The following is a 23,578-nucleotide window of genomic DNA, read 5'->3' as shown; positions in this document are numbered from 1 at the left end:
TTTTAGTTTTCCTGTTGCTTAATCAAATTCAAAGCAGAACCTGCTTTAAACCAATCAATCTGTTGATCGTTATACGTGTGATTTGCCATTACAATATCCTTCGTAGAATCTGTATGAATAAATTCCAATGTCAACTGTTTCCCCGGAGCAAACTGATCCAGATCTAAGAAGTTAACCACATCATCTTCCTGAATTTTATCATAATCTGATTCATCAGCAAAAGTTAATCCCAGCATCCCTTGTTTTTTCAAGTTAGTTTCGTGGATTCTTGCAAATGATTTTACCAAAACAGCTTTTACACCAAGATGTCTAGGCTCCATTGCGGCGTGCTCTCTTGAAGAACCTTCACCATAGTTCTGATCTCCTACAACAATCGAAGGAATTCCTGCAGCTTTGTACGCTCTTTGTACAGCAGGTACTTCACCGTAAGCACCGTCTAACTGGTTTTTTACTTTGTTGGTTTCCATGTTGTATGCGTTTACAGCTCCGATCAACATGTTGTTTGAGATGTTATCAAGGTGACCTCTGTATTTCAACCAAGGTCCTGCCATAGAAATATGGTCAGTTGTACATTTTCCGAAAGCTTTTATTAAAACTCTCGCTCCGGTAATGTTTTTACCATCCCAAGCCGGGAATTCTTCTAATAACTGAAGTCTGTCTGAAGTTGGACTTACCTTCACTTCAACTGACGAACCGTCTTCTGAAGGAGCCTGATAACCATTGTCTCCAACGTCAAAACCTTTGGCTGGTAGTTCAGAACCGCTTGGTTCATTTAATTTTATTTGCTCTCCGTTTTCAGCGGTTAACGTATCTGTAATTGGGTTAAAATCTAATCTTCCTGAGATTGCAATTGCCGCTACCATTTCTGGTGAAGCTACGAAAGCGTGAGTATTTGGGTTTCCATCAGCTCTTTTTGCAAAGTTTCTGTTGAATGAGTGAATGATGGAGTTTTTCTCTCCTTTTTCAGCGCCTTCTCTGTCCCATTGTCCGATACAGGGTCCGCAAGCATTGGTAAAGATTCTTGCATTTTCAAATTTTCTGAAAGAATCAAGGAATCCGTCTCTTTCTGCGGTAAATTTTACCTGCTCAGAACCTGGGTTGATTCCTAAAATAGCTTTTGGTTTTACGCCTTTCGCTACTGCATCTTCAACAATAGAAGCAGCTCTTGATAAATCTTCATACGAGGAGTTTGTACACGATCCAATCAATGCCCATTCAACTTCAATTGGCCATCCGTTGGCTTCAGCTTTAGCTTTAAATTCAGAAACGGGAGTCGCCAAGTCCGGAGTGAAAGGTCCGTTCAAGTGTGGAGCCAATTCTGAAAGATTAATTTCAATGACCTGATCGAAATACTGTTCAGGGTTTGCATAAACTTCAGCATCACCTGTTAAGTGTTCTGCAATTTTGTCTGCTGCATCTACAACATCCTGTCTTCCTGTAGAAGCAAGATATCTTCTCATAGAATCGTCATATCCGAAAGTAGAAGTGGTAGCACCAATTTCTGCACCCATGTTACATATTGTTCCTTTACCTGTTGCGGATAAAGATTGAGCACCTTCTCCGAAATATTCTACAATGCATCCTGTTCCACCTTTTACGGTAAGGATTCCTGCAACTTTTAAGATAACATCTTTTGCTGAAGTCCAGCCAGACATTTTTCCGGTTAATTTTACACCAATAAGCTTAGGCATTTTAAGCTCCCAAGCCATTCCTGCCATTACATCTACGGCATCAGCACCACCAACTCCGATGGCAACCATTCCTAATCCTCCTGCATTTACCGTGTGAGAATCAGTTCCGATCATCATTCCTCCAGGGAATGCATAGTTTTCTAAAACAACCTGGTGAATAATTCCGGCTCCCGGTTTCCAGAAACCGATTCCGTATTTATCACAAACAGAACCCAAGAAGTTGAAAACTTCAGAGTTCTTGTTGATTCCTTCCTGTAAATCTGATTCTGCACCCACTCTTGCCTGAATCAGGTGATCTGCATGAGCGGTCGACGGAACAGCCACTTTAGCTTTTCCTGCCTGCATAAATTGTAAAAGAGCCATCTGAGCTGTTGCATCCTGCATGGCAACTCTGTCCGGAGCGAAATCCACGTAAGAATTTCCTCTTTCATGTTCTTTTGTTGCGTTTCCTTCCCACAGGTGTGTGTAAAGAATTTTTTCTGAAAGTGTCAACGGTTTTCCTGTGATCTGTCTTGCTGCTGCAATACGTTCAGGATAACGCTCATACACTTTTTTGATCATGTCAATGTCGAAAGTCATATCTTAATTTAATTTTTCTGTTTTCAATAAATCTTCTGTTATTTAAATTTAATAAATCTTCTTTTTAAAACATAATGTTTAATTTTTAAGCAAAGTGCACAAATATTTTCCTGGCTACTAAATGTTTTTAAAGTTCGCAAAGGCGTAAACTCAGCAAAGTATTCAAAGGTTCAGCAATCAGATTAAATTTATTTCAGAAAATTATATTCGTATGTGATTCATCAAATACTGTTCCTCCATCTATAATAAGAGATAAATATGATGAATGACTGAGATTATTTCTAACTATCAAGTTAAGAAAAAATAAAATTTCGGTTATTGATTTAAGATAAAATAAATAAGATGAGGCTTAAATGGAAACGTTCTAAACAAAAAATGGAAGATTTCTTTTTGAAGTCTTCCATTTATATTTAAAAAGCCTTTTGACTTTTATTTAAAAATCAATTAATGACCAACGGTAACCAATTCCTTGATAGATGGTATAAAAGTAGTCAAGTCAATACCTTCAACTGCTGCTTTGTATTCTTTAATGCTTGGAATTCTTCCAATAATGGCAGACAATACAACCACTGGTGTAGAAGCCAATAAAGATTCTCCTTTCTTACGTTCAGAATCTTCAACCACTCTTCCCTGGAAAAGTCTGGTAGATGTTGCCAAAACGGTATCTCCTTTTTCGGCTTTTTCCTGGTTACCCATGCAAAGGTTACATCCTGGACGCTCAAGATACATCATGTTTTTATACTCAACACGTGCTGCACCTTTTGGAGCATTGTCGTCAAATTCAAAACCTGAATATTTCTCTAATAATTCCCAATCACCTTCAGCTTTTAATTCATCGATGATGTTATAAGTTGGAGCTGCAACAACAAGTGGTGCAAGGAACTCAACTTTACCATCTCTTTTTTCGATGTTTCTTAGCATTTGAGAAACAATTTTTAAATCGCCTTTGTGAACCATACAAGATCCTACAAAACCAAGGTCTACTTTTTTGTCACCTCCATAATAAGTCAAATCTCTGATGGTGTCGTGAGTATATCTTTTAGAAACATCTTCGTTATTTACATCTGGGTCAGCAATCATTGGCTCAACAATAATGTCAAGATCAACAACTACTTCTGCATAATAACTAGCATTTGAATCCGGAGTTAACGCTGGTTTTTCACCTGACTTAATTTCTGTAATTCTTTTGTTTGCTTTGTTGATTAATCCCTGAAGAACCTGATTGTGATTATCCATTCCTTTGTCGATCATGATCTGGATTCTACTTTTTGCAATTTCCAATGATTCGATCAAAGTGTCGTCTTCAGAAATACAGATTGAAGCTTTTGCTTTCATTTCTGCAGTCCAGTCTGTAAATGTAAATGCCTGATCAGCAGGAAGTGTTCCGATGTGAACCTCGATAATTCTACCCTGGAATACGTTTTCTCCTCCGAACTGCTGTAACATTTGCAATTGAGTCGCATGTACTACATCACGGAAATCCATGTGATGTTTCATGTCACCTTTGAAAGTTACTTTCACAGATTCCGGAATCGGCATCGATGCTTCACCAGTCGCTAATGCCAAAGCAACAGTTCCTGAGTCAGCTCCAAAAGCTACACCTTTAGACATTCTTGTGTGAGAGTCACCTCCGATGATGATTGCCCATTCGTCAATCGTAATATCATTCAAAACTTTATGAATAACGTCTGTCATCGCATGATATTCACCTTTCGGATCTCTTGCAGTGATCAAACCGAAATCATTCATAAATTTCATCAATCTAGGAATGTTTGCCTGCGCTTTTTTGTCCCAAACTGATGCTGTATGACATCCAGATTGGTAAGCACCGTCAACAATTGGAGAAATTACTGTTGCTGCCATAGATTCCAATTCCTGTGCAGTCATCAAACCGGTTGTATCTTGTGAGCCAACTATATTTACTTCAACACGAACGTCTGAACCTGCGTGTAAAACTTTGCCCGGAGCTAAACCAACAGCATTTTTGTTAAATATTTTTTCAACAGCAGTAAGACCGACTCCTTCTTTAGTAATTTCTTTTGAGGGAGCATAAACTGTAGGAATTTCAATTCCTAAAATACCTGAAGCCCAAGTTTGTAATTTTTTACCAAAGACAATTGCGTAAGATCCGCCAGCTTTGATAAATTCCATCTTTTGCGGCGTGAATGACTTAGAAATATCTTTCAATTCCTGGTCGCCATTGTATAATTTTTTAGTCTTTGTGTTAATCGTAAGAACAGTTCCTGTAGCTACAGAATAAACTTCCTCAAGAATTGGTTCGTTGTTTTCATTACGGATAATATTACCTTCTGCATCTAGTTTTTTTACCCAGTTTTGTAGATCGATTCCAATTCCACCAGTCACGTCAACTGTCGTCAGGAAAATTGGAGAAATACCATTTGTTCCACCAACAATTGGTGCAAAATTCACAAATGGAATATAAGGACTAGCCTGTTTACCAGTCCAAAGTGCCACGTTGTTTACACCAGACATTCTTGATGAACCAACTCCCATCGTTCCTTTTTCAGCAATCAACATCACGCTTTTGTCAGGATGTTGTGCCTGCAAAGCTTTAATTTCTTCTTGAGCTTGTGGAGTCATCATGCACTTTCCGTGAAGTTCACGGTCTGATCTTGAGTGCGCCTGATTTCCAGGTGATAATAAATCTGTCGAGATATCACCTTCACCAGCAATATAGGTAACTACTTTGATTTCTTCAGGAGCTTCTGGTAGTTTTGTGAAGAATTCAGCCTGTGCATAGCTTTCAATAAGTTCTTTTGCAATTTCGTTACCGTTATGGAATGCTTCTTTTAAACGATCTGTGTCAGCTTCGTAAAGGAAAACCTGAGTTTTTAGAACGTTTGCAGCTTCTTTAGCAATATTAGCATCGTTACCTAAAGCTAAATCCAACAATACTTTGATTGAAGGACCACCTTTCATGTGAGATAATAACTCGAATGCAAAAGCAGGAGTTATTTCTTCTAATACGGATTCACCTAAAATGATTTCTTTTAAAAACTGAGCTTTCACAACAGCAGCAGGTGTTGTACCCGGTAAACTGTTGTAGATAAAGAATTTCAGAGAATCTGCTCTGTATTCGTTATTGGTATCTTTAATTTGTGAAATGATTGCGCTTAAAAGTTCGGCACCATCAATTGGTTTTGGGTGAAGACCCTGAGTTTTTCTTTCTTCAATCTCTTGGATGTAATCCTGATAAATATTCATAAATAGAAGTTCTTTTTAAAAAATTAAAGGTAGATATTGAATAGTTGCCATCTGAAAGTACAGAAGCAAGCTGTATGATCTACACCATTTCTAAAAATGAGAGATAATAATCTGTCCCAATGGGTAAATAGTAAAAGGACTTTCTCTGAAAATGTAAGTGGTTTACCTGCAATCTGTCTCGCCGCAAAAACTCTTTTCGGATAAAACGTTTGGGTGGCTTTTGATGTGTTGCAATCAAATGTTGTGGCTTAAAAACGTTTTAATATTATCAAACATTTAAAAATGTTCCCAAAAATACGGAATTTTAATATTTTTTTTGGTCTAAATTATTTAGATTCTGTATAAATATGTGTTTTATATTTTCTATTTTTGGCAGATATTTTGAACACAAACAATCATGAAGAAAATTTTCAATGTTATTTTTATTCTTTTATCAATGAGTTTCGTTGCTCAGTCTAAGGTTTTGAAAAGTAATAAGTTAGTTGTTAAGAAGAATCCGGTAAAACAGATTGTTAAGAAAAAACCTGAAAGTAATTTGGTGGTTATTAATGAAAATGTTCCTTTATTAATTCCGCAAAAATTAAATGGTAATTTTGGATATGTCAATCAAAAAGGTAAATTCGTAGTGACTCCCGAGTACCACATTGCCATGTTTTTTGCTGAAGATTGCAATCTTTTAAATTCACCAAATCCTAAAGCCAAGAAGTTTGGCACGTCTAATTTTGCGACAGTTGAAAAGAACGGTATTTCATACAGAATCAATCAGGCCGGAAAAAGATTATACCAATTTAAAAATGCAGATTTGGGAAAGTGTCAGACTGAATTTAAAAAACAACTTTTTCATGCTTATATTTTAAATGGCTCGTATGGAATTATAGAAGATTCTAAGTTTAGTAACCCATCTGACCGCTCGCATTTTAAAATTTATCCAAAATATGAATATTTACATATTTTAGAAGGTGATGATTTGTCAAATCCTATGATTGTGGCTTCGCATAAGGATAAATTTGGCATCATCGATGTCAACAACAATATTATCATTCCATTTGAATATGCTGATATCAAAAGAAACTATAGCTGGAAATTGGGGAAAATGTTTGAAGTGACTAAAGATGATATCAACTATTACTATATTGATTCCAATAACAAATCCTATTAAATTTGTAACATCATCAAATTTTTGTAATTTTGCGCTGAAATTAAAGGGGTGCTCCAATGGGGGCTGAGATTATACCCAATGAACCTGGAACGGGTAATGCTGTTTAGGGATGTTGTATCATAATATCTTATCGATCCCCTTTTATTCCATTAAATTTTAAAAATTTATAAGAATGAAAGGATTTATTTTTTTAGGACTTACCGCAAGTTCTATGGGTTTTGCACAAACTCAGAATACAGATTCTCTGAAAGTCAGAGAAATCGAAGCTGTCAACTTTACCAAAAGATTGCCGGTTGCCAAGGAAATCATCAATGTACAGAAGGATTTGGATGGCAGAAACCTTGGGCAGGATTTACCAATTCTCTTAAAAAATCAAACCTCAATTATCTCAACTTCCGATGCTGGAAATGGCGTTGGATACACGGGTTTTAGAATTCGTGGGGTTGCAGGAAGAGGAATTAACGTGATGATGAATGGTGTTCCGTTCAACGATTCTGAAAGTCAGGGAACTTTCTTTGTCAACGTTCCGGATCTTACGAGCTCAGCGTCTCAGATTGTGATACAAAGAGGTGTGGGAACTTCCAACAACGGAGTTTCGGCTTTCGGGGCAAGTATCAATGTGATTTCTAAAGAGCCTGAAGAAAAGTTTTATTTTAAAACAGATGACAGCTACGGTTTATTTAATACATACAAATATTCTGCTGAGGTAGGTTCTGGTAAATTCTGGAAAGACCGTCTTTCTGTGATGGGAAGATATTCTCACATTCATTCTGACGGTTATATCGACCGAGCTTTTTCAGATTTAAATTCTTACAATTTTACTGCTTTATTTGAAGAAGGAAAAACGAAGCTTCGTCTGATGGCATTTGGTGGAAAAGAAAAAACCTATCAGGCCTGGAACGGAGTCGACAGGAAAACATGGGAAACCAATCCTAAATACAATATTTCAGGTGCAATCTATGATGCAAACTGGGAAAATGTAGTCGGATTTTATGATAACGAAACTGATAATTACAGACAAAATCATTATCAATTACTTTGGGAGCAAGGTTTGAATGAAAGATGGAGTTTAGAAACCACTTTGCACTACACTAAAGGAAGAGGGTATTACGAAAATTATAAACAGGGAGATCCTTATGCAAGATATGCCCTGCCTGATTTCAATGGTGACGAGTATTCTGATTTTATCAGAAAAAAATGGCTGAATAATGATTTCTACGGTATTGTTTCAACACTATACGGAAAGTTTGATAATCTTGATCTGAATTTCGGCGTTGTCGGAAATCAGTATTACGGAAGACATTATGGAAATGTAACAGATGTTTTTGTTCCGCAGATTCAGGAGCATGAATATTACAGAAACCGTTCTGTGAAAAATGAAGTGGCGGGTTTTGCTAAAGCCTTGGTTAAAGTAAATGATTTCGAATTCTTCGGAGATCTACAATTAAGAAACATCGATTATGATACGAAAATCTTAATGGCAGGCGATGACGAAGGGGCAGATTTAAATAAAAACTGGCTATTTTTTAATCCAAAAGCTGGTGTCAATTATAAATTAGGTAACGGAAAAGTATTCGTTTCTTATGCTCATGCGCAACGAGAACCGAATCGTGATGATTTGATTGCAAACAATGATGTAAAATCAGAAAAGCTACATGATTTTGAAGCGGGTTTTGAGAAGCAGTTCGGGAAAGTCGCTTTCACAGCCAATCTATATTATATGTATTACCTGAATCAGTTGGTTTTAAACGGACAGATCAGCAATATCGGAGAATTCATCAGAACCAATTCAGGGAAAAGTTTCAGAAGAGGTATTGAAGTCGGTGCTTTGGCTAAACTTTCAAAGCAATGGGAAGTTTCTGGAAATGTAAGTTTGAGCCAAAACAGAAATCTTGATTTCAGAATTGAAAACGAAACAGGAATTAATCAATTAGGAAACACGGAAATATCTTTCTCACCCAATGTAATTGCCAATTTAGGTTTGAGATTTAATCCTACCCATAATTTGCAGTTTGCTTTGATGAATCAATATGTTGGGAATCAGTATTTAGATAATACAGAAACCCAGGATTTGCAGTTGAAAGATTATTTTCTGACAGATTTTAATGCTCAGTATCAATTTAAAATTGCAAAACATGATGTTGCTTTAAAATTGTTGGTCAATAATATTTTTAATCAGAAATATGTCAACAACGGTTATGTTTATGACGGACCCATATATTTTTCTCAGGCAGGAACCAACTTTATGTTTGGCGTTAGTTGGAAAATTCAGTAATTAATTATACACCATTTCATATTATTATATTTCAATAAAGTTCAGATTAATTTTTTTAAAGACTGCTTCGGCAGTCTTTTTTGTTTTCAATTAAATGACAAAAAGCTATTCCCACAGATTTCATAGATTTTCACAGATCAAGCGGTTGAGGTATGACAAATTTTAAGTTTGTTCGAAAAAAAAATCTGTGTTGATCTATGTAATCCGTGGGAAGCATTCCATCGTTTATATTGCAAACAAATCTCTGAAAAAGTCACGAAAAAGTTATAAATTTGCCGTCAAATGAATATTTCAGCTTACATTTTAGACTATTTGAAACAATTTGGAACGGTCACCGTTCCGAAGTTTGGTGTATTTTCTCTGGAAAATTCTAAAGCAGTCCTCAATTCAGAAAACGGAAGCATCCTCCCTCCCTCTACCAAAATTGCGTTTCATTCTGATTATCAGGTTTTATCTGATAATTTGGTTCAGTTTATCAGCAGTCAGAAAGCGGTTTCAAAAGAAGCGGCAGAAAACGAATTGCAAATTCAAACTGATTTTTGGAAGAAAAAACTGCAGGCAGAACAGGTTTTAGAGATTCAGGATCTCGGAACTATTTTCATCGAAGACGGACAGCTTCATTTTAAAGGAAACCGTTTAGAATCTGATCATCCTGATTTTTATGGTTTAGAAGAAATTCACTTTTCAGATATTAACAAAGGGGAAACTTTCGAAACGCCTAAAAATATAGAGAAAGATTACAAATTCAATAAATCAATTCTTTGGATTTTCCTTTTTATCGTTCCGGTTTTAGGAATGTTGTATTTAGCATACACCCAGCAGGAATTGATTTTCGGAAAAAAATCTTTTGATGACGTTTCTGTACAGACCAAAACGAAAAGGATTGAAAAGAAAATTCCGGTAAAAATTGATTCAGTTCAGATAAAAAAAGCAGATTCAATTAAAGCTTTTAAGGCAGATTCTTTAAGAAAAGATTCAATAAAACAAGCTGCAAAAACTTGGAAACCAAGTTCTCAAAAAAGAAAATCAAGATGGCAAAAATAAAAAAAGCGTCAGAATCTCTGACGGTGATGACCAATATCGTACTTCCCAATGATACCAATCAGTTGAGAAATCTTTTCGGCGGCGAATTATTGGCAAGAATGGATCGTTGTGCATCCATCTCAGCAACCAGACATTGCGAAAGAAGAGTAGTAACGGCGTCTGTAAACCACGTTTCATTCGATCATCCAATTCCGGAAGGTGGAATTGTTGTGATGGAATCTAAAGTTTCGCGTGCATTCTCAACATCAATGGAAATTTATGTTGATGTTTGGTTGGATGACCCTATTAATCATAAAAAAATTCAGACCAATAAAGGAATTTACACTTTCGTGGCCGTGGATGAGTTTAATAGACCTATTCCAATCCCGGCAATGGAACCGGAAACTGAACTTGAAATAGAAAGATTTGATGCTGCATTAAGAAGAAAAGAACTTTCTCTGATTCTTTCAGGAAGAATGAAACCTTCTGAATCTGTTGAGCTTAAGAAATTATTTCAAGATCCTTCTTAAAATAAATAAATTAATAGAAAATCTACGACTCTGCTTAGCTTGATAAAATATAAAAATCATTCTGAGCAGAGTCGTAGAATTTTAAGGTAAAATATCAATAGTTAATTTTAAAAAAAAATGAAGATTCTCCTTCTAGACAAAAATCACCCACTCATCACCGAACAACTTTTAGAAAAAAACTTTATTCTGGAAGAAGATTTTATGTCTTCTTATGATGAAGTTTGCCAGAAGATTGAAAATTATGATGGAGTTATTATCAGGAGTAGAATTCCTTTAGACCAAAACTTTTTAGAGAAAGCAAAAAATCTTAAGTTCATCGCAAGAGTAGGAGCGGGAATGGAAAATATTGATATACCCATTGCTGAAAAATTAGGAATTCAACTGATCAATTCTCCCGAAGGAAACAGAGATTCTGTTGCAGAACACGTTGTCGGAATGTTATTGATTTTAATGAACCGACTTTTCATTGCTTCAAACGAAGTGAAAAACGGGATCTGGCTGCGTGAAGAAAACCGTGGTGACGAATTACTCGGAAAAACCGTCGGATTGATTGGTTACGGAAATATGGGAAAAGCAACTGCCAAAAGACTTTCAGGCTTCGGGTGCGAAGTGATTTTCCATGACATCCTTCCCAATCTTTCAGATAAATTTGCGACACAGGTTTCTTTAGAAGAGTTGAAAGAAAAAGCTGAGGTTCTGAGCCTGCATATTCCTTTGACATATTCAACAAATTATTTGGTGGATGCTGAATTTATTTCTGAGATGAAAAATGATTTCTACTTTGTAAATACGGCAAGAGGAAAGAATGTAGAAACGAAAAGTTTAGTTAAAGCTTTAAAATCAGGAAAGGTAAAAGGAGCATGTCTTGATGTTTTAGAATACGAAAAGGCTTCATTCGAAAATCTGGAAACAGAAAATGAAGATTTACAATATCTTTTAAACTCTGAAAAGGCTATTGTGACGCCTCATATTGCTGGTTGGACGCACCAGAGCAAAGAAAAATTGGCGCAGATAATTGTTGATAAAATTTTAGCTTCTTATTCGAATTAAGCAATTCGGATTATGTTAAATAATTCACAATTTACAATGATTTTTCACGATTCATTTTGAGTTTTATTAAATTGCCACTCATTTTTGAAACTCATGAAGAAGCTTACTTTTATACTTGTTACAACCCTATTTTTATTCCTTTTTTCCTGTAAAAACAAATCCGAAAACCAAGAATCTGTCTCAGAAAACACCACAAATCTGCCCAATTACGGAAATGTAGATTTAGGAAAAGTATTTTCTCCGGAAGATGCTATTCTTTCAAACAAAGACTTTATTGTTAACTATATCGATCAGTATTATAAGAAAGTTTGGGAAGGAAGTGACCTAAGCGGCGGAATTCTGATTGCAAAAGGAAATGATATTCTCTTTGAAAATTATAGAGGTTTTGCGAGAGAAGGTAATCAAATGCCGATTGATAAAAACACCCCTTTGCACGTGGCGTCAGTTTCTAAAACTTTGACGGCAATGGCAATGCTGAAATTGGTAGAGGCAGGAAAAATAAAATTATCAGATCATTTAACTCAACATTTTCCGGGGTTTCCTTATCCGAAAGTGACGGTTCAGACTTTACTAGACCAAAGAAGCGGACTTCCAAAATACGAATATTTCATTACAAAAATTCAACCGGCTCCGGCGGAACTTTCAAAAAAATATATTACCAATCAGGATGTTCTGAATATGATCATCAAATACAAACCTGAATTGGCAAGAGATACTGATACTGGTTTTATGTATTGCAATACCAACTTTGCACTTCTCGCATTGTTGATTGAAAAAGTAACGAAAACACCTTTTCCACAAGCCATGCAGGAGATGGTTTTCACACCTTTAAAGATGACGAAAAGTTACATTTTTCAGGAAAAAGACATTCCGACTGCAGCACAATCATTTTATTACGGTGGAAACAGATTGTATCCTTTGGATCGTTTAGATCTAATTTATGGGGATAAAAATGTTTACACTACGCCAAGGGATCTGTACAGTTTCTCAAAAGCGATGTTTTCAAAAGATTTTTTAAAGCCAGAATTGAAAGAGATGATTTTCGAACCTTACAGTAATGAGAAGGCGGGACAAAACAATTACGGTTTAGGATTCAGAATGAAAATTTTTGATAATGGTGAAAAATTGACGTATCACAACGGATGGTGGCACGGAACAAACTCGGTTTTTGCTCATCTTTTAAAATCTAAAGTGACCATCGTTGCCATTGGTAATAAATATTCAGGAAAAGTGTATTCTGCATTGGCACTTTCAGGGTTATTCGAAGATTTTCCGCCTCAGAAAGATAAGCTGAATCACATTATGAATGATAATAAGGATACTTTGAAAACCGGAACTGAGGTTTTTGGAGAATAATGTTTATTTTTGCTCAAATATATTCATGAAAAGAATCCTTCTCTTACTGATTGTCAGTTTTCTTGTGCATTCTTGCGCAAGAGTCGGTTCGCCGGTTGGCGGGCCGAAAGATACTTTGGCTCCGCAGTTTTTAAGTTCAAATATTGACACGACCAGAGTTAATGTGAGAAGAGATATTAAAGAACTGAGAATAGATTTTGATGAATACATTACATTAAAAGACATTAATAAAAATCTAAACATCTCTCCACCCATAGAGAATATCACAAGAATTCTACCTTCAAATATTGCCAATAAATATTTAATCATTCAGTGGTCAGATACACTTCAGGCAAATACAACTTATAATTTTAATTTCGGAAATTCAATTGCAGATAACAGTGAATCTAATATATTAAGATATTATAATTTTGCATTTTCTACAGGTGAAAAACTGGATGATCTTTACATTAGTGGTGAAGTAAAAGACGCTTTTACGATTAAAAAACAGAATAGCAGCGAAAATAAAATGGTTGTCGGTTTGTATCAATTAAAAGATACGATTGATTATAAAAAGAAACCTTATTACATCACAAAAGTAGATGATGACGGATATTACGAGCTTAATTATCTGGCTCCGGGTAAATTTAAAATCATAGCATTTGACGATGAAAACGGAAACTCCATTTATGATCCGGGAAAGGAGAAAATAGGTTTTCAGAAAGATACGGTAAACATTGAAAAGTCGATTTCAGGTTTAAATTTAAAACTGTATCCATCTAAAAAGTTATTTAAAAAACCTGAACTGAAAGAAATTCAGGGTGGTATTTTGATGTCATTTGAAGGAAATCCGGGTGAAGTGAAAGTGGTTTCTAAAAACGAAAAACTTCAGGATTATAAAGTAACACATACGCCAAAATCAGATTCTGTACGAATTTGGTTTGATGCAGTGAAAAGTAATGTCGGACAAACGGTTACTGAGAATCTCAAATTTGCTTACGAAGCAGACGAGAGAAAAGATTCTACATCGGTTTTTTATAAGTATAATGCAAAAAATACAATGACAGTCGATAACAATATCGGTGGTTCAATACTTCCTCCCAAAAGCGATTTCAGGTTGGTTTCAAATTATGTAGTTGATAAGATAAGCCCAGAAAAATGGACTTTAAAAGTAGACAGCCTTACCACCCAGAATTTCACAGCTAAAATATCTGAATCTAATCCTTACGAAATTTTGGTTCAGTCTGATTTTATTGCCGGAAAAAAATATCAGTTGACAATTCCTAAAACCACCGTTTCTTCTTATTACGAAAAAAATGCTGAGTCTAAAAGATTCGATTTTGAAGCAGATAAAGTTGAAAATTATGGAAGTTTTAATTTTATGCTTACCAATGCGCCTACTACAAAATATTGGATTCAACTGTTAGATACATCAGAAAAGGCAGTTTATCAAAAATATACCAGTGGGAGTAATGTTAAATTTGATATTGTAAAACCGGGCGACTACATCGTAAGAATTTTGGTAGACAATAATGGCAATAAACGATGGGATGAAGCCGATTTCGTCAATCAGGTTTTTGCAGAAGATTCATATTTGTATTACAAAATGGTTGTAGCGAGGCCTTTGTGGGAGTCTAAAGAAGAGTGGGATCTCAATGATAAAAGAACTTTTGAAGGCATTAAAGAAGCTCCTAAAAAGAATAATGAAGATACGGAACAACCGCAGCCAGGTTTTAATAACAATAATGGTACTTTAAATAATCCTACACAGTCAGGTACAAGAACTAGAACGCCACAACTTACGAGATAATGGAAACATTCAAAAAAATAGTGTTCTGGAGTCTGGTGGCTTTTGCGCTGATACAATTTATACCCACAGATAAGATCAATCAGCCCGTAAATAGTTCTGTCAACTTTATCGAAGTTAAAAAATCACCTTCAAAAGTTGTCGGATTACTGAAAAACGCTTGTTATGACTGTCATTCTAACGAAACAGTTTACCCGAAATATGCTTACATAGCACCTTTCTCATGGTCGGTGAAAGATCATGTGAATGAAGGAAGAGAACATCTTAATTTTTCAGTCTGGAATGCTTATAACAAAGATTTGAAAGAAAGTATGCTTAAAAAGGCTGTACAGACGCTTCAGAATAAATCAATGCCAATGCCTGCATATATTGTTTATCACGACGAAGCTAACTTATCTGAAGCAGAAAGAACTGTTTTGATTAATTATTTTGAGGAAATTTTGAAGTCTAAATCTTATTAGACTAAAAACAAAAATCCCACACATTTTAAAAGGTTACCAAAATTTTGATTGTTTTAAAACGTGTGGGAAATTATTTTAGGCTTAAAAATTCTTTAAGTATTCTTCAAAAAATATTTTTTGCGAATCAAAGGCAATATCATCAAGATTAATTTCTGAAGCAGGAATCCATTGGGTTTCTGATATTTCTGAGAGTTCTAAATTGACTTCAAATTTTTCTGAAACATTGTATTCGTAAAACAAATCGATGGTATTATAATCAATTTCTTTATACTGATAAACATTGGGAAGGCTCGTAAGATACTTAAGATTTGTAACATCAATTTCTAACTGAAGTTCTTCAAAAAGTTCTCTTTTGCAAGTGTTTTCTGCACTTTCTTTAGGGTCTACAAAGCCACCTGCGAGGTCAAGTTTTCCCTTTTTAGGTTCCTGATTTCGTCGGGTAAGATAAATTTCGTTGCCACATCTTATTACGACAGCAACAGCTCCGGCAACGTTATTGTATAAGTTGAAATTGCAATTGGGACAGCTCCATTTTTTTTCGCCGTCCCAATTCAATGATTCTTTGCCACAGTTTGGGCAAAATTTCAATATTTTCATTCAGTAAGTTTAGCCTTATTTCGTGGATGATAATTTAAGATAACATCACGTAGCTCTTCAGTTTTCAGATGTGTATAAACTGCAGTAGTTGTAATACTCGAATGACCTAGCATTTCTTGTATGTAGCGCAAGTCTACGCCGTTTTGCAGTAAATGTGTAGCAAATGAATGTCTGAAAGTATGCGGTGATATTTTCTTACTTATTCCAGCTTTATCAGTAAGTTCTTTAATGATAATGAATACAATCACACGAGACATAGAAGTTCCTCTGCTGTTTAAAAACAAAGTATCTTCATGTTTCTTATTAATCTTAATGGTAGAACGTACCTCAGTAATATAATTTTGTAGTAAATCTGCAGTGTAATTTGCAAGAGGAACGAAACGCGTTTTATTACCTTTCCCTACAACTTTAATGTAATTTTCTTTAAAATTGATATTCGAGATTTTAATATCTATTAGTTCAGAAACACGAATTCCGCAACCGTATAAAACTTCGATGATGCAATGATTTCTTTTTCCAAGGTCGGTGTGAATTTCAATAGCATCAATAATTTTATTAATATCTGAAAGGCTTAAGGTATCAGGTAAATATAAACCCAATTTTGGACCTTCCAGCAATGCTGAAGGGTTGTCTTCGCGAATTTCGTCTTCCAAAAGAAATCTGAAAAATGCTTTGATAGAAGAGATCCATCTTGCCTGTGATCTTTCGCTGAATTTCTGCTTAGAAAGTGTAAAAATGTACTCCTGAAGATTTTCATACGCAATCACGTCAGGACCTACGTTTTGAAGGTCTTCTTCTGCGTAATCTTTAAGTTTTTTGATGTCGCGAACGTAAGCGTCTAATGTGTTTTCTGAAAAGTTTCTTTCAAATCTTAGAAAAATTTCGAAATCTTTAATTTTTTCATCCCAAGTCATTGTGTTGTGTTTTTTTTAAGTTTTTAATTCATTCTCGGAAACTTGTATTATTTCAATTCCGTGGCTTTGTAAAAATGATATTCCTTCGTTATCTGAATACGCATTAATATATACGAGTTTTTCTATGCCTGCCTGCAGTATCAGTTTGCTACAATCTTTGCATGGGGAGAGCGTGAGGTATAAAGTTGCTCCCCGGGCTGATTGATTAGAGCCGGCTAGTTTCAAAATCGCATTTGCTTCTGCGTGCAGTACGTACCAGTGTGTTTTACCGTTTTCGTCTTCACAGCAGTTCTCAGATCCAGAAGGGGTACCATTGTAACCATCTGAAATAATCATCCTATCTTTTACGATAAGAGCTCCTACTTGCTTCCTTTCACAGTAGGAAAGTTTTGCCCATTCAAGAGCCATTTTCAGATAAGCTTTGTCAAACTTATTGTACATCTGCATTGCGTTTTTTCGAAATAATTTGTGATATTAGAAGTTAGGCTTTCTTTTTTCAATGAAAGCGGAAACTCCTTCTTTTTTGTCTTCTAATTCAAAAAGTTCTCCGAAATATTTAATTTCAGTTTCAAAACCTTTATCCGTGTCAGACAGATTGGTGGCTTGTATTGCTCTGGAAATTGCCATTGGAGAATTATTTGCAATTGTTTTTGCTAATTCTTTTGTCTTGTTCAACAATTCTTCGATAGGGAAGACCTCGTTTACCAAACCAATTTCTTTTGCTCTTTGCGCAGGAATCATTTTAGCTGAGAAAATCATCTCGTTGGCTATTCCTTTTCCTACTAGTTTTGGAAGTCTCTGTGTACCTCCGTATCCAGGAATCAACCCCAAAGTAACTTCAGGAAGACCAAGCTTTGCATTTTCAGATGCATATCTGATATGGCAAGACATTGCTAATTCTAAACCTCCGCCCAAAGCGAAGCCGTTTACAGCAGCAATTACTGGTTTTGATAAGTTTTCAATTTTGTTGAAAAGAATATTTTGCCCATTTCTTGCTAATTCTTCAGCTTTTTCTTGATTAAAATCACTGAATTCTTTAATATCTGCTCCTGCTACAAAAGATTTTTCTCCGCTTCCTGTCAATATAATAACCCTAACCTCATGGTGAGACGCTAACTCATCTAACGCAGAACTGATTTCTTTTATTGTCTTTGCATTCAATGCATTTAGGCTTTCAGGTCTGTTGATTGTGATGATAGCAGTCTTGTCTTCTCTGCCTAAAATTATATTTTCGTAACTCATTAGCGATCTATATCTTTAATAACCTGCAAATTAAAAATTATTTTGCAAAAAAAAGGGAAAAAATTATTTTTTTTCCCTTTTTTGTTTATTTATAATAGTTTATTTTAAATGATTCATCATGTTTGAATCAATATTGATGTGTAAACCAGAAGCCACTTTCATGCCAAGCTCAATGTTTGCACGGAAAAAATGACACAACTGTCGGTTGATAATTTCATCTCTTTTCGGACCGTCGATACCGCTCATATTGTCGATAATATTATGAACCAAACGATCTCTGTCTTCCTGATTCATTGCTTTTGTATACAATAATCCGGGTTGAGTGTAGTGGTCATCATCATTTTCGTTACGGTTATAGTTTGCAACATGATTATTGTCTAATTCATATTCGAAATTTTTATAAGATGAATCGGGTTGGATGTCGTCAAAACTGTTAGGATGGTAATTAGGTTTGTCCTGGTATTCACTTGAGTCTGCCATAAATCCGTCTCTTTGATAATTATTGACTGCAAACGGACATCTATTTACTTCCAATTGATGTGCATTTACCCCCACTCTGTATCTGTGAGCATCGGGATATGAGAATAATCTTCCTTGGAGCATCTTATCTGGTGAAAAACTAATTCCGTTAACTAAATTACTTGGTGAAAAGGTTGATTGTTCTACATGGGCAAAATAATTAACAGGAACTTCATTCAATTCCATTTCGCCCACTTCAATTAAAGGGAAATCTGCCTGAGACCATACTTTTGTAATATCAAAAGGATTCCATCTGAATTCTTTTGACTGTTCTTCGGTCATTACTTGGATGTACATCGTCCATTTTGGGAAATCACCGTTATCGATTGCGTTGCAAAGGTCTTCCTGAGCGAAATCAGGATTTTCTCCTGCCATTTTTGTAGCTTCTTCGTTGGTGAAGTTTTTAATTCCTTGTTTTGTTTTAAAGTGAAATTTCACCCATGTTCTCTGATTTTCTGCATTAATCATCGAGAATGTATGCGACCCGAAACCGTGCATGTGTCTGTAACCGTAAGGCGTACCTCTTTCAGACATTAGGATTAGAACCTGATGAAGCGATTCCGGATTTAAACTCCAGAAATCCCACATCATTGTTGCACTTTTTAAGTTGGTTTTAGGAACTCTCTTTTGAGTATGAATAAAATCTGGGAATTTTTTAGCGTCTTTAATAAAGAAAACCGGAGTGTTGTTCCCTACTAAATCCCAGTTTCCATCTTCTGTATAGAATTTTAAAGCAAATCCACGAGGATCTCTTGCGGTGTCTGCACTTCCTTTTTCACCACCCACAGTTGAAAAGCGGGCAAACATTTTACAAGAATTTCCTACCTGAGAAAAAAGTTTTGCTTTTGTATATTGTGAAATATCATGAGTAACAGTAAATTTTCCATAAGCGCCGCTACCTTTTGCGTGAACAATTCTTTCGGGAATTCTTTCTCTCACAAAATGCGCAAGGTTTTCCTGTAGAATAAAGTCCTGTAACAAAACCGGGCCTCTTGAGCCTACAGTTTGAGAATCCTGATGCTCAAAGTACGGAGCACCGCTGCTTGATGTTAATTTTTTAGAATCCATAGAGTTATAATTTGATTGATTTTTTCAGTTTTCAAGAGCTGTTGCCAGCCTAATATTTATCAAATTTAGTAGAAATTTTTATTGGTTATGCTAAAAACGTCATATCTTTGTCATAGATAATATTAATCAAATGAACATTCAGCAATTGGAATATCTTATCGCTGTCGATAAGTATAAACATTTTGGTAAAGCTGCTCAGGCGTGTTTTATAACTCAACCTACATTAAGCGCAATGATACAGAAGTTTGAAGATGAGCTGGATGTGAAGGTTTTTGACAGAACGACCCACCCGATTCGTACTACTGACGTGGGATTACAGATTATTGATCAGGCTAAAGTTATTATTGAAGGGGTAAACGAACTTAGAAATAAAGCGAATTTATTAAATAATATTTTAGGAGGAACAATTAACTTGGGAATTATTCCAACAGTTTCATCGTTTATCTTACCAACTGAAATTTTCCATTTCCTGGAAGAAAATCCTAAGATTTTGATGAATGTAAAAGAAATGACCACTGATAATATTATCAAAGCTTTAAAGGCTGGTGAATTAGATGCAGGAATTATTTCTACACCTTATGACAATGCCAACGAATTTTATCAGGATTTCTTATTTAATGAAGAACTGATGATTTACAGTTCGGATACTGAGGCGAATAAGAAAAATACATTTATTGTTCCTGACGAATTGAATGTAGAAAAAGTTTGGCTTTTGGAAGAAGGTAACTGCTTGAGAAATCAATTTGAAAACATCTGCCATTTAAAGGAAAACAGGTTAAAGCCTAAAAATCTTGAGTTTTTAGCTTCTAATATTCAGACTTTGGTTCACATGGTTGATAAAGTTGGTGGAATCAGTATTTTACCAGAATTGGCACTAAATCAATTGTCTGAGGAACAAAAAAATAAAGTTTTCAGATTTAAAAAACCTTTTCCTTACAGAGAAATCAGCATTATTTATTACAAGCCGACTTTCAAACAAAAAATCATCGATGAATTAAGAACTTTCATCAAAGATTCTTTGACTAAAAAACTGAATTTTAATGAAAACCCTAAAGATTACGTGAGCATCAAGCCTCAATAATGCTTTTCAATATTGATTTAAACTATTAATTTCAAGAAAATTATAAATACCACGCAAAAGTTTTGAGTATTAGGAAAATAGTACTTAAATTTGCTGACGTTTATAACGAGGAAAAATTTGACCTGATTGCAACCTCTCTAAAAAAATGCTAAAACAGAATATTCTTTTTAGCTTTTCTGGGCAATTATTCATTTTTTTTCTTCTACATTTAATTTTAAAAATACAAGAATAATATGTCTTATTTATTTACGTCTGAATCAGTTTCAGAAGGGCATCCAGATAAAATTGCCGACCAGATTTCCGATGCATTAATCGATAACTTTTTAGCATACGACAAAACTTCAAAGGTAGCTTGTGAAACTTTGGTTACTACAGGTCAGGTTGTTTTGGCTGGTGAGGTAAAATCTGATGCATATCTTGATGTTCAGACAATCGCAAGAGAAGTAATCAACGGAATTGGTTATACAAAAGGTGAATATATGTTCAACGGTGATTCTTGCGGTGTAATTTCTGCTATTCACGAACAGTCACCGGACATCAATCAGGGTGTTGACAGAGCTGTAAATGATGAGTCTTTTGAAGCTAAAGCAAATGCGCAAGGCGCGGGCGATCAAGGGATGATGTTTGGGTATGCAACGAATGAAACGTCTAACTATATGCCTTTGGCTTTAGATCTCGCACATACGATTCTTAAAGAACTTTCTGCAATCAGAAGAGAAGATTCTGAAATCAAATATCTTCGTCCGGATGCGAAATCTCAGGTAACGATTGAGTACTCTGACGATCACAAACCGGTAAGAATTGATTCTATCGTAGTTTCCACTCAGCATGACGATTTTGCTGCTGAAGAAGAAATGCTGAACAAAATCAGAGAAGACATCAAAAATATTTTGATTCCTAGAGTTGTTGCTTTGCAGACTGAAGAAATCAAAGCTTTGTTCAACGATAAAATCAAATATCATATCAATCCTACAGGAAAATTCGTAATCGGTGGTCCTCACGGAGATACAGGTTTGACAGGAAGAAAAATCATTGTTGATACATATGGTGGAAAAGGTGCTCACGGTGGTGGCGCATTCTCAGGAAAAGATCCTTCAAAAGTTGACAGAAGTGCTGCTTATGCTACAAGACACATTGCTAAAAACTTAGTTGCGGCGGGTGTTGCAGACGAGGTTTTAGTACAGGTTTCTTATGCTATCGGTGTTGCTGAACCTTGTGGTTTGTACATCAACACGTATGGAACTTCTAAAGTTGAATTAAATGATGGTGAGATCGCTAAAAAAGTTTCTACCATTTTCGATCTTAGACCTTATGCAATAGAGCAAAATTTGAAGTTGAGAAATCCTATTTATCAGGAAACGGCTTCTTATGGTCACATGGGAAGAGAGCATTTCGTTGCTGATAAGACTTTCAACAAAGGTCATAAAAACGAATTAACTCTTACAGGTTTAGAATTCTTTACTTGGGAGAAATTAGACAAAGTAGAAGAAATTAAATCCGCTTTCGGAATTTAATATTTCTTTTAACATATTTAAACTGCTTTATCTTCATGAGATAAGGCAGTTTTTTTTAAATTTACGTTTTAAATAAAATAAGATGAAGAACTTTAGTTGGGTGGCGGCAATTGTATGTGTGTGTGTTATGAGTGTTTTTGCAAAAGCTCAGGTAACAATACATAAAATGTTGAATGTAGGATATGTATATCAAAATCAAAGTTTTGGTGAAGTAGGAGGGAAATTGCTTTTTCTCAAGACAGACGACGTAATTTATAGATTGGGAGCTTCTGCATTAATGGGGTCAGCCAATTCTGAATTTGCGATTATGCCGAAAGTGAATGCTGATATTTTATTGAATTTTGAAAAAAATGTAGATTTCAAACATTCCTATTATTTTCTTGCTGGTGTTGAAGGAACCAACAAATATGTTGCTCCAAAAATTGGTGTCTCGCTATTCGGGCTTTTAGATTTGACAGGAGGATATGCTTTTTCTATCGCAGATTCTAGATTAAATGGAAAAGAATTAAAGGGCTTAAATATTAATTTCACACTAAATATTCCTACAGCGTTCTTACATGACATGTTTAAGTAGTTTTTTTTACATATTTCTTCTAAATATTTAATAATTGCTTAACAGTTATTAAATTTTTATTTATATTTACAGCATAATTTAATGCTTATTGATAAGACTTTACTCTAACAAACTTTGTAGCGGAAAATAAACCAGTCAGAATGACGGGAGACAGTTTGGCTACGGGTATATACTGAGAAGAAAAGTCATGAAATCAACAGATAGCCTATTAATATCTCTTTACCAGAAAGGAGACGAAGAAGCATTATCAACCCTTATACATCGTCATCAGAAAGACCTCTTTTCGTTTATTCTCTATAAGATAAACGATGAAGATTTGGCCAACGATGTTTTTCAGGATACTTTTATCAAAATCATTATTATGCTAAAAGAAGGGCGCTATAATGAGGAAGGAAAATTTATTCTTTGGGCAAAAAGAATTGCACAAAATTTAATTATCGATCATTTCAGAGCAAAATCCAAAAACGTGAAAGTTTCGGAGACCACTTTTGATAATGATGAGTTTTCTATTTTTGACTTGATCAGGGAACCTTCAGAAAATATTGAAGATCAGTTGGTCAGTATGCAGATTCAGGAAGATTTGCTGAAAATGTTACAGTTTTTACCACAGAATCAACAAGAGGTGATAAAACTCAGGTTTTTCGACGGACTAAGTTTTAAGGAGATCGCAGACCATACAGATATGAGTATTAATACGACTTTGGGGCGTGTTCGATATGCTTTAATTAACCTACGAAAAATCATGGAGGAAAATAATATTGTCTTAACGAGATAATAATTCACAATGTTTCACGTTTTAAAGAAAAAACATTTTTTGCCTATGAAAAATAACGATTCTTTAAAAATGAAAAGTTTGAAACCCAAAAAACAAACCATTGATTTTTTGCTTAGTTTCTCGAAAAGTCTTGATGTGGTAAAGATTAAGAATAATCAT

At 35.1% G+C, this 23,578-nt stretch carries 19 protein-coding genes and 1 riboswitch; of the genes, 12 read left to right on the top strand and 7 right to left on the bottom strand.

Translation table 11 applies throughout. From position 1 onward, the window contains the following. Positions 1 to 2: 2 nt before the first annotated feature. Both LNP04_RS09825 and LNP04_RS09820 read right to left on the bottom strand, forming a co-directional pair. Complete coding sequence (locus LNP04_RS09825; RefSeq protein WP_229982793.1) at positions 3 to 2,270, bottom strand: aconitate hydratase; 2,268 nt, start codon at positions 2,268 to 2,270, stop codon at positions 3 to 5. Positions 2,271 to 2,714: 444 nt separating this feature from the next. Further along, positions 2,715 to 5,495 carry a bifunctional aconitate hydratase 2/2-methylisocitrate dehydratase gene (locus LNP04_RS09820; RefSeq protein ID WP_229982792.1) on the bottom strand — a complete coding sequence of 927 codons (2,781 nt, stop codon included), beginning with the start codon at positions 5,493 to 5,495 and terminating at the stop codon, positions 2,715 to 2,717. A 397-nt stretch (positions 5,496 to 5,892) separates the two neighbouring features. Between LNP04_RS09820 and LNP04_RS09815 the strand changes: the two genes are divergently transcribed. The 8 genes from LNP04_RS09815 to LNP04_RS09780 all read left to right on the top strand — a co-directional run bounded on the left by LNP04_RS09815 (position 5,893) and on the right by LNP04_RS09780 (position 15,135). Beyond that, a complete protein-coding gene (locus LNP04_RS09815; protein WP_229982791.1) occupies positions 5,893 to 6,654 on the top strand; it encodes a WG repeat-containing protein in 762 nt (253 codons plus the stop codon). A 34-nt stretch (positions 6,655 to 6,688) separates the two neighbouring features. After that, positions 6,689 to 6,782: riboswitch (TPP riboswitch) on the top strand. A gap of 44 nt (positions 6,783 to 6,826) precedes the next feature. After that, positions 6,827 to 8,929, top strand: a complete 2,103-nt coding sequence (locus LNP04_RS09810) for a TonB-dependent receptor (RefSeq protein WP_229982790.1) — start codon at positions 6,827 to 6,829, stop codon at positions 8,927 to 8,929. 282 nt (positions 8,930 to 9,211) lie between these two features. Continuing rightward, positions 9,212 to 9,973 (top strand): hypothetical protein, encoded by a 762-nt coding sequence (locus LNP04_RS09805; RefSeq protein WP_229982789.1) that lies wholly within the window; start codon positions 9,212 to 9,214, stop codon positions 9,971 to 9,973. After that, positions 9,961 to 10,482: an acyl-CoA thioesterase gene (locus LNP04_RS09800; RefSeq protein ID WP_229982788.1), complete on the top strand. Its 522-nt coding sequence runs from the start codon at positions 9,961 to 9,963 to the stop codon at positions 10,480 to 10,482. Before LNP04_RS09805 ends, LNP04_RS09800 begins: the two co-directional genes overlap by 13 nt. Positions 10,483 to 10,599: 117 nt before the next feature. After that, positions 10,600 to 11,532 (top strand): 2-hydroxyacid dehydrogenase, encoded by a 933-nt coding sequence (locus LNP04_RS09795; RefSeq protein ID WP_229982787.1) that lies wholly within the window; start codon positions 10,600 to 10,602, stop codon positions 11,530 to 11,532. A gap of 93 nt (positions 11,533 to 11,625) precedes the next feature. Next, a complete protein-coding gene (locus LNP04_RS09790; protein ID WP_229982786.1) occupies positions 11,626 to 12,888 on the top strand; it encodes a serine hydrolase in 1,263 nt (420 codons plus the stop codon). Positions 12,889 to 12,913: 25 nt separating this feature from the next. Beyond that, positions 12,914 to 14,677 carry an Ig-like domain-containing protein gene (locus tag LNP04_RS09785; protein ID WP_229982785.1) on the top strand — a complete coding sequence of 588 codons (1,764 nt, stop codon included), beginning with the start codon at positions 12,914 to 12,916 and terminating at the stop codon, positions 14,675 to 14,677. Next, positions 14,677 to 15,135 (top strand): heme-binding domain-containing protein, encoded by a 459-nt coding sequence (locus LNP04_RS09780; protein WP_229982784.1) that lies wholly within the window; start codon positions 14,677 to 14,679, stop codon positions 15,133 to 15,135. Before LNP04_RS09785 ends, LNP04_RS09780 begins: the two co-directional genes overlap by 1 nt. 81 nt (positions 15,136 to 15,216) lie before the next feature. On the opposite strand, the gene LNP04_RS09775 is transcribed toward LNP04_RS09780, so the two are convergent. The 5 genes from LNP04_RS09775 to LNP04_RS09755 form a co-directional block, all read right to left on the bottom strand. Beyond that, positions 15,217 to 15,732, bottom strand: a complete 516-nt coding sequence (locus LNP04_RS09775) for an NUDIX domain-containing protein (protein WP_229982783.1) — start codon at positions 15,730 to 15,732, stop codon at positions 15,217 to 15,219. After that, positions 15,729 to 16,646, bottom strand: a complete 918-nt coding sequence (gene xerD, locus LNP04_RS09770) for a site-specific tyrosine recombinase XerD (RefSeq protein ID WP_229982782.1) — start codon at positions 16,644 to 16,646, stop codon at positions 15,729 to 15,731. The genes LNP04_RS09775 and xerD overlap by 4 nt, the downstream gene beginning before the upstream one ends. A gap of 15 nt (positions 16,647 to 16,661) precedes the next feature. Next, positions 16,662 to 17,093, bottom strand: a complete 432-nt coding sequence (locus tag LNP04_RS09765) for a dCMP deaminase family protein (RefSeq protein WP_229982781.1) — start codon at positions 17,091 to 17,093, stop codon at positions 16,662 to 16,664. Positions 17,094 to 17,120: 27 nt separating this feature from the next. Continuing rightward, a complete protein-coding gene (locus tag LNP04_RS09760) occupies positions 17,121 to 17,888 on the bottom strand; it encodes an enoyl-CoA hydratase-related protein (protein ID WP_229982780.1) in 768 nt (255 codons plus the stop codon). Positions 17,889 to 17,987: 99 nt separating this feature from the next. After that, positions 17,988 to 19,475 (bottom strand): catalase, encoded by a 1,488-nt coding sequence (locus LNP04_RS09755; RefSeq protein WP_229982779.1) that lies wholly within the window; start codon positions 19,473 to 19,475, stop codon positions 17,988 to 17,990. A gap of 130 nt (positions 19,476 to 19,605) precedes the next feature. On the opposite strand from LNP04_RS09755, the gene LNP04_RS09750 reads away from it, so the two are divergent. The 4 genes from LNP04_RS09750 (at position 19,606) to LNP04_RS09735 (ending at position 23,419) form a co-directional block, all read left to right on the top strand. Continuing rightward, positions 19,606 to 20,556, top strand: coding sequence for a LysR substrate-binding domain-containing protein (locus LNP04_RS09750; protein WP_229982778.1), 951 nt, complete (start codon positions 19,606 to 19,608; stop codon positions 20,554 to 20,556). A gap of 233 nt (positions 20,557 to 20,789) precedes the next feature. Beyond that, complete coding sequence (metK, locus tag LNP04_RS09745) at positions 20,790 to 22,070, top strand: methionine adenosyltransferase (protein ID WP_229982777.1); 1,281 nt, start codon at positions 20,790 to 20,792, stop codon at positions 22,068 to 22,070. A gap of 82 nt (positions 22,071 to 22,152) precedes the next feature. Beyond that, the gene (locus LNP04_RS09740) at positions 22,153 to 22,644 is read left to right on the top strand and encodes a hypothetical protein (protein ID WP_229982776.1); all 492 of its coding nucleotides are present in this window, start codon (positions 22,153 to 22,155) and stop codon (positions 22,642 to 22,644) included. 187 nt (positions 22,645 to 22,831) lie between these two features. After that, a complete protein-coding gene (locus tag LNP04_RS09735) occupies positions 22,832 to 23,419 on the top strand; it encodes an RNA polymerase sigma factor (RefSeq protein ID WP_129535767.1) in 588 nt (195 codons plus the stop codon). Positions 23,420 to 23,578 lie beyond the last annotated feature (159 nt).

Origin of the sequence: Chryseobacterium sp. C-71, assembly GCF_020911865.1 — a bacterium.
Taxonomy (GTDB): Bacteria; Bacteroidota; Bacteroidia; order Flavobacteriales; family Weeksellaceae; genus Chryseobacterium.
Note: the sequence above shows the minus strand (reverse complement) of the source record. Positions and strands in the feature narration are given on the sequence as shown.

Coding starts and splice junctions, on each gene's coding strand:
- LNP04_RS09825 (WP_229982793.1), bottom strand. CDS start 2,270: ATGACTTTCGACATTGACATGATCAAAAAAGTGTATGAGCGTTATCCT.
- LNP04_RS09755 (WP_229982779.1), bottom strand. CDS start 19,475: ATGGATTCTAAAAAATTAACATCAAGCAGCGGTGCTCCGTACTTTGAG.
- metK (WP_229982777.1), top strand. CDS start 20,790: ATGTCTTATTTATTTACGTCTGAATCAGTTTCAGAAGGGCATCCAGAT.
- LNP04_RS09790 (WP_229982786.1), top strand. CDS start 11,626: ATGAAGAAGCTTACTTTTATACTTGTTACAACCCTATTTTTATTCCTT.
- LNP04_RS09820 (WP_229982792.1), bottom strand. CDS start 5,495: ATGAATATTTATCAGGATTACATCCAAGAGATTGAAGAAAGAAAAACT.
- LNP04_RS09795 (WP_229982787.1), top strand. CDS start 10,600: ATGAAGATTCTCCTTCTAGACAAAAATCACCCACTCATCACCGAACAA.
- LNP04_RS09760 (WP_229982780.1), bottom strand. CDS start 17,888: ATGAGTTACGAAAATATAATTTTAGGCAGAGAAGACAAGACTGCTATC.
- LNP04_RS09765 (WP_229982781.1), bottom strand. CDS start 17,093: ATGCAGATGTACAATAAGTTTGACAAAGCTTATCTGAAAATGGCTCTT.
- xerD (WP_229982782.1), bottom strand. CDS start 16,646: ATGACTTGGGATGAAAAAATTAAAGATTTCGAAATTTTTCTAAGATTT.
- LNP04_RS09805 (WP_229982789.1), top strand. CDS start 9,212: ATGAATATTTCAGCTTACATTTTAGACTATTTGAAACAATTTGGAACG.
- LNP04_RS09810 (WP_229982790.1), top strand. CDS start 6,827: ATGAAAGGATTTATTTTTTTAGGACTTACCGCAAGTTCTATGGGTTTT.
- LNP04_RS09815 (WP_229982791.1), top strand. CDS start 5,893: ATGAAGAAAATTTTCAATGTTATTTTTATTCTTTTATCAATGAGTTTC.
- LNP04_RS09740 (WP_229982776.1), top strand. CDS start 22,153: ATGAAGAACTTTAGTTGGGTGGCGGCAATTGTATGTGTGTGTGTTATG.
- LNP04_RS09735 (WP_129535767.1), top strand. CDS start 22,832: ATGAAATCAACAGATAGCCTATTAATATCTCTTTACCAGAAAGGAGAC.
- LNP04_RS09775 (WP_229982783.1), bottom strand. CDS start 15,732: ATGAAAATATTGAAATTTTGCCCAAACTGTGGCAAAGAATCATTGAAT.
- LNP04_RS09750 (WP_229982778.1), top strand. CDS start 19,606: ATGAACATTCAGCAATTGGAATATCTTATCGCTGTCGATAAGTATAAA.
- LNP04_RS09800 (WP_229982788.1), top strand. CDS start 9,961: ATGGCAAAAATAAAAAAAGCGTCAGAATCTCTGACGGTGATGACCAAT.
- LNP04_RS09785 (WP_229982785.1), top strand. CDS start 12,914: ATGAAAAGAATCCTTCTCTTACTGATTGTCAGTTTTCTTGTGCATTCT.
- LNP04_RS09780 (WP_229982784.1), top strand. CDS start 14,677: ATGGAAACATTCAAAAAAATAGTGTTCTGGAGTCTGGTGGCTTTTGCG.